The sequence below is a fragment of the Allobosea sp. CCNWLY174 genome, assembly GCF_037120455.1.
GTDB lineage: Bacteria > Pseudomonadota > Alphaproteobacteria > Rhizobiales > Beijerinckiaceae > Allobosea > Allobosea lupini.
This window is the reverse complement of the sequence record NZ_JBBBBQ010000005.1, coordinates 42,568-60,430: the sequence shown is the minus strand read 5'-3', so window position 1 is coordinate 60,430 and position 17,863 is coordinate 42,568. Positions and strand designations below refer to the sequence as shown.

Here is a 17,863-nt window from a genome sequence, read left to right as displayed (position 1 = left end):
CCCCACCGGCCAGAGGAGACAGGCTATGAAGCAAGAGGTCATGAACCTTTTCGGCCAGCAGCCGGTGCAGCAGGCGTTCGACGCGATCAAGATCTCGATCGCGAGCCCTGAGAAGATCGCATCCTGGTCGTTCGGCGAGATCAAGAAGCCCGAGACGATCAACTACCGCACGTTCAAGCCGGAGCGCGACGGCCTGTTCTGCGCCCGCATCTTCGGGCCGATCAAGGACTACGAGTGCCTGTGCGGCAAGTACAAGCGCATGAAGTTCAAGGGCGTGATCTGCGAGAAGTGCGGCGTCGAGGTGACGCTGGCACGGGTCCGGCGCGAGCGCATGGGTCATATCGAGCTCGCCGCCCCGGTCGCGCATATCTGGTTCCTGAAGTCGCTGCCCTCGCGCATCGGCCTGCTGATGGACATGCCGCTCAAGGACCTCGAGCGCATCCTCTACTTCGAATCCTACGTCGTCCTGGAGCCGGGCCTGACCCCGCTCAAGGACCGTCAGCTGCTGACCGAAGAAGAGTATGTCCGCGCTCAGGAAGAGTACGGCGCCGACACCTTCACGGCGATGATCGGCGCGGAAGCGATCCGCGAGATGCTGCGCGCGCTCGATCTCGACCAGATCAACGCCGACCTGAAGCATGAGATCGCGACGACGACGTCGGAGCTCAAGCCGAAGAAGCTGATGAAGCGCCTCAAGATCATCGAGGCCTTCCAGGAGTCGGGCAACAAGCCGGAATGGATGGTGATGACCGTGATCCCGGTCATCCCGCCCGATCTGCGTCCGCTCGTGCCGCTCGACGGCGGTCGCTTCGCGACCTCGGACCTGAACGACCTCTATCGCCGCGTCATCAACCGCAACAACCGCCTGAAGCGGCTGATCGAGCTGCGCGCGCCCGACATCATCATCCGCAACGAGAAGCGGATGCTGCAGGAGTCGGTCGACGCCCTGTTCGACAACGGCCGTCGCGGCCGCGTCATCACCGGCGCCAACAAGCGCCCGCTGAAGTCGCTCGCCGACATGCTGAAGGGCAAGCAGGGCCGCTTCCGGCAGAACCTGCTCGGCAAGCGCGTCGACTATTCCGGCCGCTCGGTCATCGTCGTCGGCCCGGAGATGAAGCTGCACCAGTGCGGCCTGCCGAAGAAGATGGCGCTCGAGCTGTTCAAGCCGTTCATCTATGCGCGCCTCGACGCCAAGGGCTACTCGACCACGGTCAAGCAGGCCAAGAAGCTGGTCGAGAAGGAGAAGCCCGAGGTCTGGGACATCCTGGACGAGGTCATCCGCGAGCATCCGGTGCTGCTGAACCGCGCACCGACGCTCCACCGCCTCGGCATCCAGGCCTTCGAGCCGGTTCTGATCGAGGGCAAGGCGATCCAGCTGCACCCGCTGGTCTGCGCCGCGTTCAACGCCGACTTCGACGGCGACCAGATGGCCGTGCACGTCCCGCTGTCGCTGGAAGCGCAGCTGGAAGCGCGCGTCCTGATGATGTCGACCAACAACATCCTGCACCCGGCGAACGGCATGCCGATCATCGTGCCGTCGCAGGACATCGTGCTCGGGCTGTACTACCTCTCGATCATCTCGGATGGCGAGCCGGGCCAGGGCAAGATCTTCGGCGATTTCGGCGAGCTCGAATACGCGCTGCACGAGAAGGTCGTCACGCTGCATTCGAAGATCAAGTATCGCTGGACCGGCGTCGGCCGTGACGGCCAGTCCTACACCAAGATCTACGACACCACGCCGGGCCGCGTCATTCTCTCGACCGCGCTGCCCGAGCATCCGGCCATGACCTTCGACGTCGTCAACAAGCTGATGACCAAGAAGGAGATCTCCAACATGATCGACGCCGTCTATCGCGGCTGCGGTCAGAAGGAATCGGTGATCTTCTGCGATCGCGTCATGGGCCTCGGCTTCAAGCACGCGTTCAAGGCCGGCATCTCGTTCGGCAAGGACGACATGGTGATCCCCGAGAACAAGTGGGAGATCGTCGATGCGACCCGCGTGCTCGCCAAGGACTACGAGCAGCAGTACCAGGACGGCCTGATCACCCAGGGCGAGAAGTACAACAAGGTCGTCGACGCCTGGGCGAAGTGCTCCGACAAGCTCGCCCAGGAGATGATGGCCCGCATCTCGACCGTGAAGAAGGACGATGCCGGTCGCGACAAGCCGATCAACTCGATCTACATGATGAGCCACTCGGGCGCCCGCGGTTCGCCGGCGCAGATGCGCCAGCTCGCCGCCATGCGCGGCCTGATGGCCAAGCCGTCGGGCGAGATCATCGAGTCGCCGATCATCTCGAACTTCAAGGAAGGCCTCGACGTTCTCGAGTACTTCAACTCGACGCACGGCGCCCGCAAGGGCCTCGCCGACACGGCGCTCAAGACGGCGAACTCGGGCTACCTGACCCGTCGTCTCGTCGACGTGGCGCAGGACGCGATCATCTCCGAGGTGGATTGCGGCTCGGATAACGGCATCAAGATGCGCGCCATCGTCGATGCCGGCCAGGTCGTGGCCTCGCTCGGCATGCGCATCCTGGGCCGTTCGGCGGCCGAGGACGTGGTCGATCTCGATGGCAACGTCCTGGTCGCCAAGGGCGCGGTGATCGAGGAAAGCCACATCGCCAAGATCAACGCCGCCGGCGTCCAGGAGGTGAAGATCCGCTCGGTCTTGACCTGCGAGACCAAGAACGGCGTCTGCGCGACCTGCTATGGGCGCGATCTTGCCCGCGGCACGCCCGTCAACATGGGTGAGGCCGTCGGCGTCATCGCGGCGCAGTCGATCGGCGAGCCGGGCACGCAGCTCACCATGCGTACCTTCCACATCGGCGGCGCGGCCACGATCGCCGACCAGTCCTTCGTCGAGTCGAACTTCGAGGGCACGGTCAAGATCCGCAACCGCAACGTCGCGCGGAACTCGGATGGCGATCTGATCGCGATGGCGCGTAACCTCGCCATCGTCATCACCGGCCCGGACGGCGCCGAGCGCGCGGTGCACCGCGTCCAGTTCGGCTCGAAGCTGCGCGTCGACGAGGGCGACAAGGTCAAGCGCGGCCAGCGCCTGATCGAGTGGGACCCCTATTCCCGCCCGATCCTGGCGGAAGTCGACGGCAAGGTCGGCTACGAGGACCTGGTCGACGGCATGTCGATGACGGAGACGACCGACGAGGCGACCGGCATCAGCAAGCGTCTCGTGATCGACTGGCGCGGTTCTGCCCGGACGTCGGACCTGCGTCCGGCGATGACGCTGAACGGACCGGACGGCAAGATCGCCAAGCTGCCCCGCGGCGGCGAGGCGCGCTACATCCTGCCCGTCGATGGCATCATCTCGGTGGAGCCGGGCTCGTCGGTGAAGGCCGGCGACGTGCTGGCGCGTGTCTCGACCGACTCGGCCAAGACACGCGACATCACCGGCGGTCTGCCGCGCGTCGCCGAGCTCTTCGAGGCGCGGCGTCCGAAGGATGCCGCGATCATCGCCGAGAAGGCCGGCGTCATCGGCTTCGGGCGCGACTACAAGAACAAGCGTCGCGTCACGCTGACTCCGCATGACGGCACCGATGGCGTCGAGTACCTGATCCCGAAGGGCAAGCACATCCACCTGCAGGATGGCGACGTCGTCGAGATCGGGGACTACATCCTCGACGGCAACCCGGCGCCGCACGACATCCTGGCGATCAAGGGCGTCGAGGAACTTGCCGCTTACCTGGTCAACGAGATCCAGGAGGTCTATCGCCTCCAGGGCGTGACCATCAACGACAAGCACATCGAGGTCATCGTCCGGCAGATGCTGCAGAAGGTCGAGATCACCGAATCCGGCGATAGCGACATTCTCACCGGCGACCAGGTCGACCGGATCGAGCTGGAAGAGGTCAACGCCAAGCTGCGCGAAGAGGGCAAGAAGCCGGCCTCCGGCGTTCCGGTCCTGCTCGGCATCACCAAGGCCTCGCTGCAGACCCGCTCGTTCATCTCGGCCGCCTCCTTCCAGGAGACGACCCGCGTCCTCACTGAGGCGGCGGTCAACGGCAAGATGGACATGCTGGAAGGCCTCAAGGAGAACGTCATCGTCGGCTCGCTGATCCCGGCCGGCACCGGCGCGCAGGTTGCCCGCATCAAGCAGGTGGCGACGCGTCGCGACGATCTCATCGTCGGCCAGAAGGCGGATGCTGCGGCCAAGGCCGCGGCTGCCGCTGCGGCGGTGCTGCCTGCAGCCGAGTAATACCGGCGAACTTGCTGACTTTGTGGAACGGCCGCCTTCGGGCGGCCGTTCTCGTTTCAGCACTCTTGACCTTTTCTAGTACAATTGGGCTAAGCTTACGTTGCGAAACCTGTCGGGGGGCAGCGATGCGCCAGGGTGTCTTTCTTTGTGCGGCTGGAAGCGGCCGAGCGACGAAGGGCATGCTGCCACGCCATGCGGAGGCATGGTCGGCGAATGGAAGCTCCGTTCTGCGGACCATGCCTGGGTGCGACCGGGGCTATGGACGAAAAGTTTCTCGACAGTCTCTACGAAGCGGCGGTGGTGCCGGAACTATGGCCGCAGGTTCTGCGGCGTTTCCAGGAGATCGCGCGTGGCGCCGGCGCAGTGCTGGTCGCGGTGACGCCGAGCTCCAGTCGCTGGATTTCCTCGACGGCCGAGTTCGATCAGGTCGTCGCGACGCATTTCAATAACTTTCCCGGCAATGAGCGGACGCGGCGCCTGCTCGAGCGCCGCCATGCCGGCTTCCTGCGCGACATCGACATCTTCTCGGAAGGCGAGATGGCGAACGAGCCGGTCTATCGCGATTTCCTGCTGCCGCAGGGCCTGGGGATCGGGGTCGCGACCTCGATCGCGTCGCCGACCGGCGAGGCCTTCATCCTGCATGCCGAGCGCCAGCGGGAGGAGGGCCATGTCGAGGACAAGCTGATCGCGCGTTTCGACCTGATGCGGCCGCACCTGGCACGGGCCATGCTGCTCTCCGCCCGGCTCGAATTCGAGCGGGCGCAGGGCGCGGCCCGGGCGCTGGAGGCGATCGGATTGCCGGCTGCCGTCCTCGATCGAGAAGGGCGGGCGCTCGCGCTCAATCCCCGCTTCGAGGCGCTGATCCCGTCGGTCGCCGTCGACCGCCCGTCGCGCCTGGGGCTCGTCGATGCTGCGGCGGACGGCCTCCTCGCGGCGGCCCTGCAGGCGAGGGGACGGATCGCCAGCGCGACGGTGCGGTCGATCCCGGTCGCGCGTCGCGAGAGCCAGCCGCCCCTGATCCTGCACCTGACGCCGATCCGCGGCGCCGCCCACGACATCTTCTCGCGTGCCGCGAGCATCCTCGTCGTGACGCCGGTGGTGGTGAAGGACGTGCCGACTGCCGATGTCGTGCAGGGGCTGTTCGACCTGACGCCGGCCGAGGCCAGGCTCGCCGCGCTGATCGCCGCCGGGCATCGCCCGCGAGAGGCGGCCGCGGCCCTCGGCGTGATGGAGGAGACCGCGCGCTCGACTTTGAAGCGCGTCATGGCCAAGACCGGCCTGCATCGCCAGGCCGACCTGATCGGCCTGCTGCGCGGCGCCGGCGTGACGAGCGACCTGCCGGGCTCTGGTGAGCGGACGCCATGAGCGGGGACATCATTCCGCGCGACGCAGTGCCTCCGCCGCGCGATGGTTTCGTCGCCGCGGTCGAGGCGATCTACGATGCAGCCGCCGTCCCCGAGCGCTGGCCGCAGGCTCTGCAGGAGATCGCCGACAGCTTCGGAGATGTCGGCGCCATCATGATCTATCAGCGGGAGGATGGCGGTTTCGGCTCGATCTGCTCGCCTCTCCTCGAGGCGGCACAGCGCGACTACGAAGTTGGCGAATGGTGGCGGCAGGACGTGCGGTTCTCGCGCTCGATCGAGCGCGGCGCCATCGCGCGTCATGACGCTGTGACCGATCGCGACATCGCATCGCCCGAAGAGATGCGGACCCTGCCGTTTTACACGCAGTTCCTGCGCGGCCATGGCCTCGGTTGGTTCGGCGGCGTCGGCATCTCGCCCGATCCGCGCGTCTCCGTCGCCCTGTCGATCCAGCGCTCGGACCAGAAGCAGGCCTGGACGGAGGAGGAACTCGACAGGCTGAGCCGGATCGGCCGCCATGTCGAGAATGCCTTGCGGCTCGGCATCCGCCTGATCAATGCCGAAGCCTCGCAATTGGCCCTGTCGGATGCGCTGGCGCGGGTCGGCGTCGGCGTTTTCCTGCTCGCCGGCGATGCCCGCGTGCTGTTCGCCAATCCCGCCGGGCAGGCGCTGCTCGGGGACGGGCTGGTCGTCGCTCATGGCCGGCTGACGGCACGGAGCGAGACGGCGCGCGAGGCCTTGCAGGCACGGATCGCGGAGGCGGCGTTCGGCGACGCGGTGGCGCGCAGCGGTCCGCCGCAGCCCGTGCTCGTGCCGCACCCCCAGCGCGACGGCTTCCTCGCTGTGCACATCCTGCCGGTGCGGCCTGCCGGTGGCGGCCCCGTCGAAACCCTGCTGGCTGAGGCCGTCGCCATCGCGGTGGTGACCAGTTCCAAGGCTGATGCGCCGGCCGACCCTGCCCTGGTGCGCGATCTGTTCGGCCTGACTTTGGCCGAGGCGCGGCTCGCGGCGCTGGTCGGCGCCGGCCGCCCGCCGCGCGAGGCCGGGGAGCAGCTCGGCATCACCGAGGCAACCGCGCGGACCACGCTGAAGCGCGTCTTCCAGAAAACCGGCACCACCCGGCAGAGCGAGCTCACGGCGCTCCTGGCGCGGATGGTGGTGCGTTAAAGCCTTCAGGCCACCTGCCGGCGGGCGCGGGCTCTCTTGCCGGGTGCTCAGCCGGCACGCACACCCATTACTTTTCGGAAAGATGTGGCGAGATCGGCTCACAGCGAAACAGAGGCATGGTCGCGGCAGTAAAATTATGGCAACTCCGTGGCGCTATAGGTCTCACAATACGGCGCGAAGCGCGAGACGCTGGGGCAGGGCTGGCAGATGCTGGAAGTTGCGATTGTCGGGGGTGGTCCCGGCGGGCTGATGACGGCCTGGCAGGTCCGCAAGAAGATGCAGGGCCTGTGCCGGGTGACACTGTTCGAGGCGTCCGAGCGGCTCGGCGGCAAGATCGTCACGCGCCGCTTCGACAACGCGCCGGCCCTCTACGAGGCGGGGGTCGCCGAGATCTACGGCTATTCCCAGCTCGGCCACGACCCGTTGCGCGAGCTGATCGAAGGCTTCGGCTTTCAGACCATCCCGATGGATTCGCAGGCTCTCCACCTCGACGGCAAGCTGGTCGACGGCGTCGAGGGCATGCGCCGGCGCTATGGCGATGCGACCGCTGACGCCATCCTGGCGTTCCGGGCGCGCTGCGCCGAGCTGATGTCGGAGCAGGCCTATTACGAGGGCGCCGGCAAGCACGACAACAACCATCCCTGGATGTTCATGAGCGCCGACGAGGTGCTCGAGCAGGAGGTGGCCGATCCCGTGGCGCGGCGCTTCTTCCGGGCGATGGCACGCTCCGACATCGCCTCCGAAGGGCACATCAGCAATGGCCTCAACGCGCTGAAGAACTATCTGATGGATGTAGACGGCTATATCGACGTCTATTCGATCCAGAACGGCAATGAGCAGCTGGTCGAGGGCCTGAGCGCCAATCTCGACGCCGAGGTCTTCCTGAACCATCGCGTCCTTCGTGTCGGCAAGGCGGATGGCGGCCGCTACCGGCTCGACATGATGAACGGGAAGGGGCCGGAGACGCGCGAATTCGACTTCGTGCTGATGTGCCTGCCGCACAACTGGCTCGGCACCATCGATTTCGGCGAAGGCCGGTTGCGCCAGGGCATGAGCCGCCATCTCGCCCATTTCGACCGGCCGGCGCATTACCTGCGCGTCGCCGCGCTGTTCGACAAGCCGTTCTGGGAGGGGCAGATCGAGGGCGCCTGGTTCATGTCGGAGAGCTTCGGCGGCTGCTGCGTCTATATCGAGGGCGCCCGGCACGATGTCGGCCGCCACGGCGTGCTCAACTGGCTGATCGCCGGCATCGACGCGCTGTCCTATGCCAATCTTGACGACGAGGCGCTGATCAAGGCGGCGCTGAAATCGCTGCCGGCCTCGCTGGGCGATCCCTTCCCGCATCTGATCGAGGCGAAGGTGCATCGGTGGATGGCCTCGGTGAACGCCATTCCGGGCGGCGTCCCAGTGCGCGACGTGGTGACGAACCACATGCCGGAGCCAAAGGAGCATGACGGGCTGATCGTCGTCGGCGACTACCTGTTCGACTCGACGCTGAACGGCGTGCTCGATTCCGCCGACATCGCCAGCGACCTGATGCTGGGCAAGGTGATGCGCCAGCGCTACGCGACCGGGCTCGCCAAGAGTGCTGGCGAGGTGAGCGGCGTCGTCGTGCCAGAGCCGTCGCTGCGCATCGACCGCGGCTATTTCGACGCCTATCGCGGCGCGGGCCCCTATGGCGAGGTCTGGCGTCGCTTCAGCGATCCCGCCTATATCCGCGACCTGATCGACATGGTCTGGCAGCCGAAGCCGGGTTTCAAGCTGCTGGTCACGGGCTCTGCCTCGGGCGAACTCGTCGGCGCGCTGCGCGAGCTCGGCATCGACGCCTGGGGGATCGAGAACAACCGCTACATCCATGGCCGCACGCCGGCGCATCTTGCGCAATACAATCTGTTCGGCACGGTCGCGGACCTGCCCTTCGAGGACGGTTCCTTCGACATCGTCTATGAGAGCTGCCTTGCCCATCTCGGCACGCGCGGCGTCAAGGATGCGCTCGGCGAGCTGCATCGGGTGGCCAGGCGGGGCGTCTATTTCGGCTCGGTGACGGCCGACCTCACGTCGGAGGTCTGCGACATGTACGACCTGCTGCGCGGCGTAAAGAAGCTCGCGACCTGGTGGGAGTGGTCGGAGCTGTTCTTCGACGAGGATTTCGACATGGCGGTCCAGGGCCAGGAAATGCTCGACGCGCTCTGGGAGCGCACGCTCGCCGCCGGCAAGGGCCCCGGCCGCTGGTACGAGGATGCGGAAAGCCTGCGCTACTGCTTCTTCAACCGAATCGCGCCCGATAGCGCCTGAGCCAATCCGATCCGAGAGGGAGCGGCGGGCGCTGGTCCAGCCCCGCCGGTGATCAGTGAGCGACGACGAGGTCAAGCCGGGCACGGGCGAGAATGGTGCCGCGCCCGATCCGGCGACGAAGGCCACCGGCGCGGCGAAGCGGCCGGCGGCGCGCCCGCCCGAGGAGCCGAAGCGGCGCGCGCTGTCCGGCGCGGCAGCGGCGGATGACGATGAGGACGAAGACGACGACGACGAGGATGATGAGGAGGAGGACGACGAGGACCATGACGGCCCGGTCGTCTACACCGCCGGCGAAGCCGCGGGGGCGCTGAGGGGCGTCCTCTCTTTCACCTGGCCGCATCTCGGCCCGCACCGGCTCGGCATCGCCCTGGTCGGGCTCGGCCTCCTGGTCGAGATGGCCTTCAACGTGCTGATGCCGCTCTCGCTCAAATACCTCCTGGACGAGGTGTTCGAGGACAAGGATCGCAGCGAGCTGATCTTCATCCTCAGCGTGCTCGGCATCGCCGGCATCGTCACCTCGGTGGTGGCGATCTGGTACGAATGGATCGACGCGAAGGTGACGGCGGCGATCACCACCGACGTGCGCCGCTCGCTGTTCGAACATATCCAGAAGCTGCCGCTGAGCTTCTACGAGCGGCATCGCCGCGGCGAGATCCTGTCGCGCTTCTCCAATGACATGACCACCTATGAAGAGTCGGTCATCCATTTCGCCAATTGGGGCGCGCTGCCGCTGCTGGAGCTGCTGGCCGGCATCGCCCTGCTGATCTACCTCAACACCGAGCTCGGCCTGCTGGCGCTGCTGATCATCCCGATCGCGCTGATCGGGCCGCGGCTGCTCACGCCGAAGGCGGTCGCCGCCAGCTACGAGGTCAAGCGGGCGCAGGCGGGCGAGCTCGGCGTCGTCCAGGAGAATATCGGCGCCCAGCCGGTGGTGAAGGCCTTTGGCCTCATCGGCATCTCGCAGCGCTGGTTCGGCCAGCGCAACAGCGTGCTGCGGGCGGCTCAAAGCCGCTCGACCTTCCTCAACACCATGGTCGAACGCTCGATCACCATCGTGGTGCTCTGGCTGCACCTGATCGTGCTGGCGATCGGCGCCTATCTAACCTTCAACGACGTGATCACGGTGGGAACCTTCGTCGCCTTCGAGGCGGTGTTCTGGGAGATCACCTACAATCTCAACCACCTGACCCAATACATCCCGGTGGTCATCGACGCGTCCGGCGCCGTCAGGCACATGCGCGACATCCTCGACGAGCCGATCCGGGTCTCCGACCGGCCCAACGCAGTCGAGTGCCCGCGCATCGCGCACGAGATCGGTTTCCAGGGCGTGCGATTCTCCTATGGCGGGGAGGGCGCCCAGATCGACGGCCTCGACCTTGCGATCCCTGCCGGCTCGCGCGTCGCCATCGTCGGGCCGAGCGGGGCGGGCAAGAGCACGCTGCTCAGCCTGCTCCTGCGCTTCCATGACCCGCAGCGCGGCAAGGTGACGATCGACGGCGTCGATATCGCCAGCGTCACCCGCGATTCGCTGCGGGCCCAGATGGCGGTGGTGTTCCAGGACAATGTCCTGTTCAACACCTCGCTGCGCGAGAACATCCGGCTCGGTTCATTGGACGCGTCCGACGCCGAGGTCGAGGCCGCCGCCAAGAAGGCCGAGATCCATAAGTTCATCATCAGCCTGCCGGATGGCTACGACACCATCGTCGGCGAGCGCGGCGAGACCCTGTCAGGCGGACAGCGTCAGCGTATCGCCATCGCCCGCGCCTTGCTGCGCGACCCGGCGATCCTGCTCCTCGACGAGGCGACCTCGGCGCTCGACCAGACCACCGAGGCTGCGATCAACCGCACGCTGAAGAAGATCGGCCGCGGCCGCAGCCTGCTGTTCGTGACGCACCGGCTGACCTCTGTCGCGGATATGGACGAGATCATCGTGATGGACGCCGGCCGAGTCGTGCAGCGCGGCGACCACGCTACGCTGATGCGCAAGCGCTCCGGCCTCTATCGCAAGCTCTGGAACGACCAGATGCGGGCGAGTGCCGAAGATGACGACGATTGAAGCTGAATCCGTCTGTCACTTTTAGTCTAGAGACTGCTTCGCCGGTCAGCTTCCAGAATAAGCTGACCGCCACAGGCCCAAAGGGGCAAATCCGGGGTTGACGCGAATCCTTACCTGAGTCATAAGCGCGCCACTGTCGATGGCTGTCGGACACGTTTGTCGCTTGCCTTTGTTGCAAGCGAGGTTCGCGACCGAAACTCCATCGGAATTCCAGCGTCTAACGACGACATGGCAGGACGCATGAATGCGGGCTCGTTCCGTGTTCCTCTGCATGGCGAACGCGCCTGAGGCCCCGTAAATGGGCGCCGATGGCGCGGCTTCGTTTGGTCATGGCCTCTTGCGGCGCCGGAATGGACACGAAATTCATCTAGCGCTCAAGGGAGCGAGAGGCCTTAAATGCCGACAATCAGCCAGCTGATCCGCAAGCCGCGTTCGCCGGTCAAGGCGCGTAACACTGCTCCGGCGCTCGAGAATTGCCCGCAGAAGCGCGGCGTCTGCACGCGTGTCTACACGACGACCCCGAAGAAGCCGAACTCGGCGCTCCGCAAGGTCGCCAAGGTGCGCCTGACCAACGGCTTCGAGGTCATCGGCTACATTCCGGGTGAAGGCCACAACCTTCAGGAGCACTCGGTCGTCATGATCCGTGGCGGCCGCGTCAAGGACCTTCCCGGCGTGCGCTACCACATCCTGCGCGGCGTGCTCGACACGCAGGGCGTCAAGAACCGCAAGCAGCGCCGTTCGAAGTACGGCGCCAAGCGTCCGAAGTAATTTTCCTGCCCGACCGGCGGGGCAAGATGCCTCAGCCGGTTCGCAGCTTTTGAGATTTGACCGGAGACTAGACGATGTCCCGCCGCCACAGTGCCGAAAAGCGCGAGATCATCCCGGACGCCAAGTTCGGCGACGTGATCGTGACCAAGTTCATGAACTCGGTCATGTACGAGGGCAAGAAGTCGACTGCCGAAGGCATCGTCTACGGCGCCTTCGAGATCATCGAAGGCAAGCTGAAGAGCGATCCGCTCGCCGTCTTCAAGACCGCGCTCGAGAACGTCGCCCCGGCGATCGAGGTCCGTTCCCGCCGCGTCGGCGGCGCGACCTATCAGGTCCCGGTCGAGGTCCGCACCGAGCGCCGCCAGGCTCTCGCCATCCGCTGGCTGATCGCCGCCGCCCGCGGCCGCAACGACCGCACCATGGTCGAGCGCCTTTCGGCCGAGCTGATGGATGCTGCCAACAACCGTGGCAACGCCGTCAAGAAGCGCGAAGACACGCACCGGATGGCGGAAGCCAACCGCGCCTTCTCGCACTACCGCTGGTAATTCGTCCGTTCGGACCCGGAAAGACAGAGCATCTCCATGCCCCGTTCTCATCCCATCGATCGCTATCGTAACTTCGGCATCATGGCCCACATTGATGCCGGCAAGACGACGACGACCGAGCGCATCCTGTTCTACACCGGCAAGAGCCACAAGATCGGCGAAGTCCATGACGGCGCCGCCACCATGGACTGGATGACGCAGGAGCAGGAGCGTGGCATCACGATCACCTCCGCCGCGACGACCTGCCTGTGGCGGGATCACCGCCTGAACATCATCGATACCCCCGGCCACGTCGACTTCACCATCGAGGTCGAGCGTTCGCTGCGCGTGCTCGACGGCGCCGTCTGCGTGCTCGACGGCAACCAGGGCGTCGAGCCCCAGACCGAGACGGTCTGGCGCCAGGCCGACAAGTACGACGTCCCGCGCGTCGTCTTCGTCAACAAGATGGACAAGATCGGCGCCGATTTCTATCGCTGCGTCCAGGACATCATCGACCGCGTCGCCGGCAAGCCCGTCTGCCTGCAGCTTCCGATCGGTTCGGAGTCGAATTTCGCCGGCGTCATCGACCTCATCAAGATGAAGGCGATCGTCTGGAACGGCGAGGCGCTCGGCGCTTCGTTTGAAGAGCAGGAGATCCCCGCCGATCTCGCCGACAAGGCTGTCGAGTATCGCTCGAAGCTGGTCGAAGCCGCCGTCGAGATGGACGATGCGGCGATGGAAGCCTATCTCGACGGGACCGAGCCCGATGCTGCCACGCTGCGCCGCCTGGTGCGGACCGCCGTGCAGCGCCGCGCCTTCCACCCGGTTCTTTGCGGCTCGGCCTTCAAGAACAAGGGCGTTCAGCCGCTGCTCGACGCCGTCGTCGACTTCCTGCCGTCGCCGGTCGATCGCGGCGACATCAAGGGCATCGACTTCAAGACTGAAGAAGAGACCGTTCGTCACCCGACGGACGAGGATCCCTTCGCCATGCTCGCCTTCAAGATCATGGACGACCCCTTCGTCGGCACCATCACCTTCTGCCGCGTCTATTCCGGCAAGGTCGAGGCCGGCCAGGGCGTCATCAACTCGACGCGCGACAAGAAAGAGCGTGTCGGCCGCATGCTGCTGATGCACGCGAACAATCGCGAGGACATCAAGGAGGCTTTTGCCGGCGACATCGTCGCCCTGGCCGGCCTCAAGGACGTCCGCACCGGCGACACGCTGTGCGATCCGGCCCACGCCGTGATCCTCGAGCGCATGGAGTTCCCCGAGCCGGTCATCACGATCGCGATCGAGCCGAAGTCCAAGGCCGACCAGGAGAAGCTGGGCCTCGCCCTGTCGAAGCTCGCGAACGAGGATCCGTCCTTCCGCGTCTCGACCGACCAGGAGAGCGGCCAGACCATTCTCAAGGGCATGGGCGAGCTGCATCTCGACATCAAGGTCGACATCCTGCGCCGGACCTACAAGGTCGACGCCAATATCGGCGCGCCGCAGGTTGCGTATCGCGAGACGCTGACCAAGAAGGCCGAGATCGACTACACCCACAAGAAGCAGACCGGCGGCACGGGCCAGTTCGCCCGCGTCAAGCTCGTCATCGAGCCGAACGAGACCGGCAAGGGCTTCGAGTTCGAGTCGAAGGTCGTCGGCGGCGCGGTGCCGAAGGAGTACATCCCCGGCGTCGAGAAGGGCCTCAACTCGGTCATCGGCTCCGGCGTGCTCGCCGGCTTCCCGGTCGTCGACGTCAAGGTCACGCTGATCGACGGCGCCTTCCACGAAGTCGACTCCTCGGCCCTGGCCTTCGAAATCGCCTCCCGCGCTGCTCTGCGCGAAGGCCTGCAGAAGGGCGGCTCGGTCCTGCTCGAGCCGATCATGAAGGTCGAGGTGGTGACGCCTGAAGACTATACCGGCTCGGTCATCGGTGACCTGAACTCCCGGCGCGGCCAGATCCAGGGCCAGGACATGCGCGGCAACGCGGTCGTCATCAACGCGATGGTGCCGCTGGCGAACATGTTCGGCTATGTGAACCAGCTGCGCTCGTTCAGCCAGGGCCGCGCCAACTACACGATGCAGTTCGACCATTACGAGCAGGTGCCGTCCGCGGTGGCTGCCGAGGTTCAGGCCAAATACGCCTGATCGAACAACGCATTACACGGAACAATTGAGAAGATCTGACGGAGGCTGACATGGCCAAAGAGAAGTTTGCTCGGACGAAGCCGCACTGCAACATTGGAACGATTGGTCACGTTGACCATGGCAAGACGTCGTTGACGGCTGCGATCACGAAGGTTCTGGCCGAGTCTGGCGGCGCGTCGTTCACGGCGTATGACCAGATCGACAAGGCGCCTGAGGAGAAGGCGCGCGGCATCACGATCTCGACGGCTCACGTCGAGTACGAGACGCCGGCCCGTCACTATGCGCACGTCGACTGCCCCGGGCACGCCGACTATGTGAAGAACATGATCACGGGCGCGGCGCAGATGGACGGCGCGATCCTGGTTGTGTCGGCTGCCGACGGCCCGATGCCGCAGACCCGCGAGCACATCCTGCTGGCGCGCCAGGTCGGCGTTCCCGCGCTGGTGGTGTTCATGAACAAGGTGGATCTGGTCGACGACGCCGAGCTGCTCGAGCTGGTCGAGATGGAGATCCGCGAGCTGCTGTCGAAGTACGACTTCCCGGGCGACGACATCCCGATCACCAAGGGCTCGGCCAAGGCGGCGCTGGACGGCGTCACCCCTGAGATCGGCCATGACGCGGTGATCGCGCTGATGAAGACGGTCGACGACTACATCCCGCAGCCTGAGCGCCCGATCGACCAGCCGTTCCTGATGCCGGTTGAGGACGTGTTCTCGATCTCGGGCCGCGGCACGGTTGTGACCGGCCGCGTCGAGCGCGGCATCGTCAAGGTCGGCGAGGAAATCGAGATCGTCGGGCTGAAGGACACGGTGAAGACGACGGTGACCGGCGTCGAGATGTTCCGCAAGCTGCTGGACCAGGGCCAGGCCGGCGACAACATCGGCGCGCTGCTGCGCGGCACCAAGCGCGAGGACGTCGAGCGCGGCCAGATCCTGTGCAAGCCGGGCTCGGTGAAGCCGCACACGAAGTTCAAGGCCGAGGCCTACATCCTGACCAAGGAGGAGGGCGGGCGCCACACCCCGTTCTTCACCAACTACCGCCCGCAGTTCTACTTCCGCACGACGGACGTGACCGGCGTGGTGCACCTGCCCGAGGGCACCGAGATGGTGATGCCTGGTGACAACATCACCATGGAAGTCCACCTGATCGTCCCGATCGCGATGGAAGAGAAGCTGCGCTTCGCCATCCGCGAAGGCGGACGCACCGTCGGCGCAGGCGTCGTCGCTTCGATCATTGCGTAACGGCTGATCTGAGGGCGGAAGCCCTTCGGGGCTTTCGTCTTTTCACGTCACGGAGATAACACGACCATGAACGGTCAGAATATCCGGATCCGCCTCAAGGCGTTCGACCATCGTATCCTCGATGCGTCGACGCGCGAGATCGTCTCGACTGCCAAGCGCACCGGCGCTCAGGTCCGCGGCCCGATTCCGCTGCCGACCCTGATCGAGAAGTTCACCGTCAACCGCTCGCCCCACATCGACAAGAAGTCGCGCGAGCAGTTCGAGATGCGGACCCACAAGCGGGTTCTCGATATCGTCGATCCGACCCCGCAGACGGTCGACGCCCTCATGAAGCTCGATCTCGCCGCCGGCGTCGACGTCGAAATCAAGCTCTGATCCGATTAAACGGGTCCTCTGTTTCCGGTGCCCCCGGATGGACATGACCCCAAAGGAAGGTATGCACCGATGCGTTCCGGTGTGATTGCACAGAAAGTCGGGATGACCCGCATCTTCACCGATGCCGGCGAGCACATCCCGGTCACCGTGCTGAAGCTCGACAACTGCCAGGTTGTCGCGCACCGCACGAAGGACAAGAACGGCTATGTCGCCGTGCAGCTCGGGACGGGCCGTGCCAAGGTCAAGAACGTCTCGAAGGCGCAGCGCGGCCATTTCGCCGTTGCCAAGGTCGAGCCGAAGCAGAAGCTGGTCGAGTTCCGCGTCAGCGACGACGCGTTGATTCCGGTCGGCGCCGAGCTGACCGCCGACCACTTCGTCGTCGGCCAGTTCGTCGACGTGTCGGGTACGACCACCGGTAAGGGCTTCGCCGGCGGCATGAAGCGCTGGAACTTCGGCGGTCTGCGCGCCACGCACGGCGTCTCGGTCTCGCATCGTTCGATCGGTTCGACCGGTGGCCGTCAGGACCCGGGCAAGACCTTCAAGAACAAGAAGATGCCGGGCCATCTGGGTGCCGAGCGCGTCACCACGCAGAACCTGCGCGTCGTCCAGACGGACGCCGAGCGCGGGCTGATCCTGGTCGAGGGCGCCGTCCCCGGCGTTGCCGGCGGCTGGATCCATGTCCGCGACGCGGTCAAGCGCTCGCTGCCGAAGGACGCGCCCCTGCCGGGCAAGTTCAAGGTCTCCGGCGAGGGCAAGGCCGAGAGTGTCGAGGCTCCTGCGGCCCAGGCTGAGGAGAACGTGTGATGAAACTCGATATCGTCACTCTTGAAGGCGGCAATGCCGGCTCGCTCGAGCTGTCCGACGCGATCTTCGGCCTCGAGCCGCGCGCCGACCTGCTCGCCCGCATGGTGCGCTACCAGCTCGCCAAGCGCCGCGCCGGCACGCACAAGTCGAAGGGCCGGTCGGAAGTCGACCGCACCCGCAAGAAGATCTACAAGCAGAAGGGCACCGGCGGCGCTCGTCACGGTGCAGCTTCGGCTCCGCAGTTCCGCGGCGGCGGCAAGGCCTTCGGTCCGGTCGTGCGCGACCACGCCCATGACCTGCCCAAGAAGGTCAAGGCGCTCGCTCTGCGCCATGCGCTCTCGGCCAAGGCCAAGGACGCCGGCCTGATCATCATCGACGACGTCAAGCTCGCCGAGCCGAAGACCAAGATCCTGCTCGGCCATTTCGGCAAGCTGGACCTGTCGAGCGCACTGGTGATCGGCGGCGCCGAGATCGATGTGAATTTCGGCCTGGCGGCGCGTTCGATCCCGAATGTCGACGTCCTGCCGGTTCAGGGCATCAACGTCTATGACATCCTGCGTCGCGACAAGCTCGTGCTGACGCGCTCGGCTGTCGATGCGCTGGAGGCGCGCTTCAAATGAGCCAGTCCAAGAACCTGGATCCGCGCCACTACGACGTCATCCGTGGCCCGGTCATCACCGAAAAGGCGACCATGCTCTCCGAGCACAACAAGGTCGTCTTCAAGGTCGCGAAGACCGCGACCAAGCCGCAGATCAAGGCGGCGATCGAGAAGCTGTTCGACGTCAAGGTGATCAGCGTCAACACGATGGTCACCGAGGGCAAGATGAAGGTCTTCCGGGGCCGTCTCGGCCAGCGCTCGGACGTCAAGAAGGCGGTCGTGACCCTCGAGGAAGGTCACTCCATCGACGTGACCACTGGGCTTTGAGGGA

At 65.6% G+C, this 17,863-nt stretch carries 13 protein-coding genes; all 13 read left to right on the top strand.

Annotated elements, in window-relative coordinates; translation table 11 throughout:
• Window positions 1–25: 25 nt before the first annotated feature.
• The 13 genes from rpoC to V7S63_RS16350 all read left to right on the top strand — a co-directional run bounded on the left by rpoC (window position 26) and on the right by V7S63_RS16350 (window position 17,859).
• Complete coding sequence (gene rpoC / locus V7S63_RS16410) at window positions 26–4,210, top strand: DNA-directed RNA polymerase subunit beta' (protein WP_091843768.1); 4,185 nt, start codon at window positions 26–28, stop codon at window positions 4,208–4,210.
• Window positions 4,211–4,468: 258 nt separating this feature from the next.
• Window positions 4,469–5,575, top strand: a complete 1,107-nt coding sequence (locus tag V7S63_RS16405) for a helix-turn-helix transcriptional regulator (protein ID WP_336530983.1) — start codon at window positions 4,469–4,471, stop codon at window positions 5,573–5,575.
• Window positions 5,572–6,738, top strand: a complete 1,167-nt coding sequence (locus tag V7S63_RS16400; RefSeq protein ID WP_336530982.1) for a helix-turn-helix transcriptional regulator — start codon at window positions 5,572–5,574, stop codon at window positions 6,736–6,738. The genes V7S63_RS16405 and V7S63_RS16400 overlap by 4 nt, the downstream gene beginning before the upstream one ends.
• A 207-nt stretch (window positions 6,739–6,945) precedes the next feature.
• Window positions 6,946–9,033, top strand: coding sequence for an FAD-dependent oxidoreductase (locus V7S63_RS16395; protein WP_336530981.1), 2,088 nt, complete (start codon window positions 6,946–6,948; stop codon window positions 9,031–9,033).
• Between the two features lie 55 nt (window positions 9,034–9,088).
• Complete coding sequence (locus V7S63_RS16390; RefSeq protein WP_336530980.1) at window positions 9,089–11,089, top strand: ABC transporter ATP-binding protein; 2,001 nt, start codon at window positions 9,089–9,091, stop codon at window positions 11,087–11,089.
• A gap of 396 nt (window positions 11,090–11,485) precedes the next feature.
• Window positions 11,486–11,857, top strand: a complete 372-nt coding sequence (gene rpsL / locus V7S63_RS16385; RefSeq protein WP_057189964.1) for a 30S ribosomal protein S12 — start codon at window positions 11,486–11,488, stop codon at window positions 11,855–11,857.
• A 74-nt stretch (window positions 11,858–11,931) separates the two neighbouring features.
• A complete protein-coding gene (gene rpsG, locus V7S63_RS16380; RefSeq protein WP_091843752.1) occupies window positions 11,932–12,402 on the top strand; it encodes a 30S ribosomal protein S7 in 471 nt (156 codons plus the stop codon).
• 36 nt (window positions 12,403–12,438) lie between these two features.
• Window positions 12,439–14,514, top strand: a complete 2,076-nt coding sequence (gene fusA, locus V7S63_RS16375; RefSeq protein WP_091843749.1) for an elongation factor G — start codon at window positions 12,439–12,441, stop codon at window positions 14,512–14,514.
• Between the two features lie 50 nt (window positions 14,515–14,564).
• Window positions 14,565–15,755, top strand: a complete 1,191-nt coding sequence (tuf, locus tag V7S63_RS16370; RefSeq protein WP_100962336.1) for an elongation factor Tu — start codon at window positions 14,565–14,567, stop codon at window positions 15,753–15,755.
• Between the two features lie 66 nt (window positions 15,756–15,821).
• A complete protein-coding gene (rpsJ, locus tag V7S63_RS16365; protein ID WP_043237115.1) occupies window positions 15,822–16,130 on the top strand; it encodes a 30S ribosomal protein S10 in 309 nt (102 codons plus the stop codon).
• Between the two features lie 69 nt (window positions 16,131–16,199).
• Complete coding sequence (gene rplC / locus V7S63_RS16360; RefSeq protein WP_091842277.1) at window positions 16,200–16,934, top strand: 50S ribosomal protein L3; 735 nt, start codon at window positions 16,200–16,202, stop codon at window positions 16,932–16,934.
• A complete protein-coding gene (gene rplD, locus V7S63_RS16355) occupies window positions 16,934–17,554 on the top strand; it encodes a 50S ribosomal protein L4 (protein ID WP_091842274.1) in 621 nt (206 codons plus the stop codon). The genes rplC and rplD overlap by 1 nt, the downstream gene beginning before the upstream one ends.
• Window positions 17,551–17,859 carry a 50S ribosomal protein L23 gene (locus tag V7S63_RS16350; protein ID WP_091842271.1) on the top strand — a complete coding sequence of 103 codons (309 nt, stop codon included), beginning with the start codon at window positions 17,551–17,553 and terminating at the stop codon, window positions 17,857–17,859. Before rplD ends, V7S63_RS16350 begins: the two co-directional genes overlap by 4 nt.
• Window positions 17,860–17,863 lie beyond the last annotated feature (4 nt).

Bases quoted from the DNA above. Each gene is read 5' to 3' on its own strand.
- V7S63_RS16350 (WP_091842271.1), top strand. From the start codon at position 17,551: ATGAGCCAGTCCAAGAACCTGGATCCGCGCCACTACGACGTCATCCGT.
- rpsG (WP_091843752.1), top strand. From the start codon at position 11,932: ATGTCCCGCCGCCACAGTGCCGAAAAGCGCGAGATCATCCCGGACGCC.
- rplC (WP_091842277.1), top strand. From the start codon at position 16,200: ATGCGTTCCGGTGTGATTGCACAGAAAGTCGGGATGACCCGCATCTTC.
- V7S63_RS16395 (WP_336530981.1), top strand. From the start codon at position 6,946: ATGCTGGAAGTTGCGATTGTCGGGGGTGGTCCCGGCGGGCTGATGACG.
- fusA (WP_091843749.1), top strand. From the start codon at position 12,439: ATGCCCCGTTCTCATCCCATCGATCGCTATCGTAACTTCGGCATCATG.
- rpsJ (WP_043237115.1), top strand. From the start codon at position 15,822: ATGAACGGTCAGAATATCCGGATCCGCCTCAAGGCGTTCGACCATCGT.
- rpsL (WP_057189964.1), top strand. From the start codon at position 11,486: ATGCCGACAATCAGCCAGCTGATCCGCAAGCCGCGTTCGCCGGTCAAG.
- tuf (WP_100962336.1), top strand. From the start codon at position 14,565: ATGGCCAAAGAGAAGTTTGCTCGGACGAAGCCGCACTGCAACATTGGA.
- rpoC (WP_091843768.1), top strand. From the start codon at position 26: ATGAAGCAAGAGGTCATGAACCTTTTCGGCCAGCAGCCGGTGCAGCAG.
- rplD (WP_091842274.1), top strand. From the start codon at position 16,934: ATGAAACTCGATATCGTCACTCTTGAAGGCGGCAATGCCGGCTCGCTC.
- V7S63_RS16405 (WP_336530983.1), top strand. From the start codon at position 4,469: ATGGACGAAAAGTTTCTCGACAGTCTCTACGAAGCGGCGGTGGTGCCG.
- V7S63_RS16400 (WP_336530982.1), top strand. From the start codon at position 5,572: ATGAGCGGGGACATCATTCCGCGCGACGCAGTGCCTCCGCCGCGCGAT.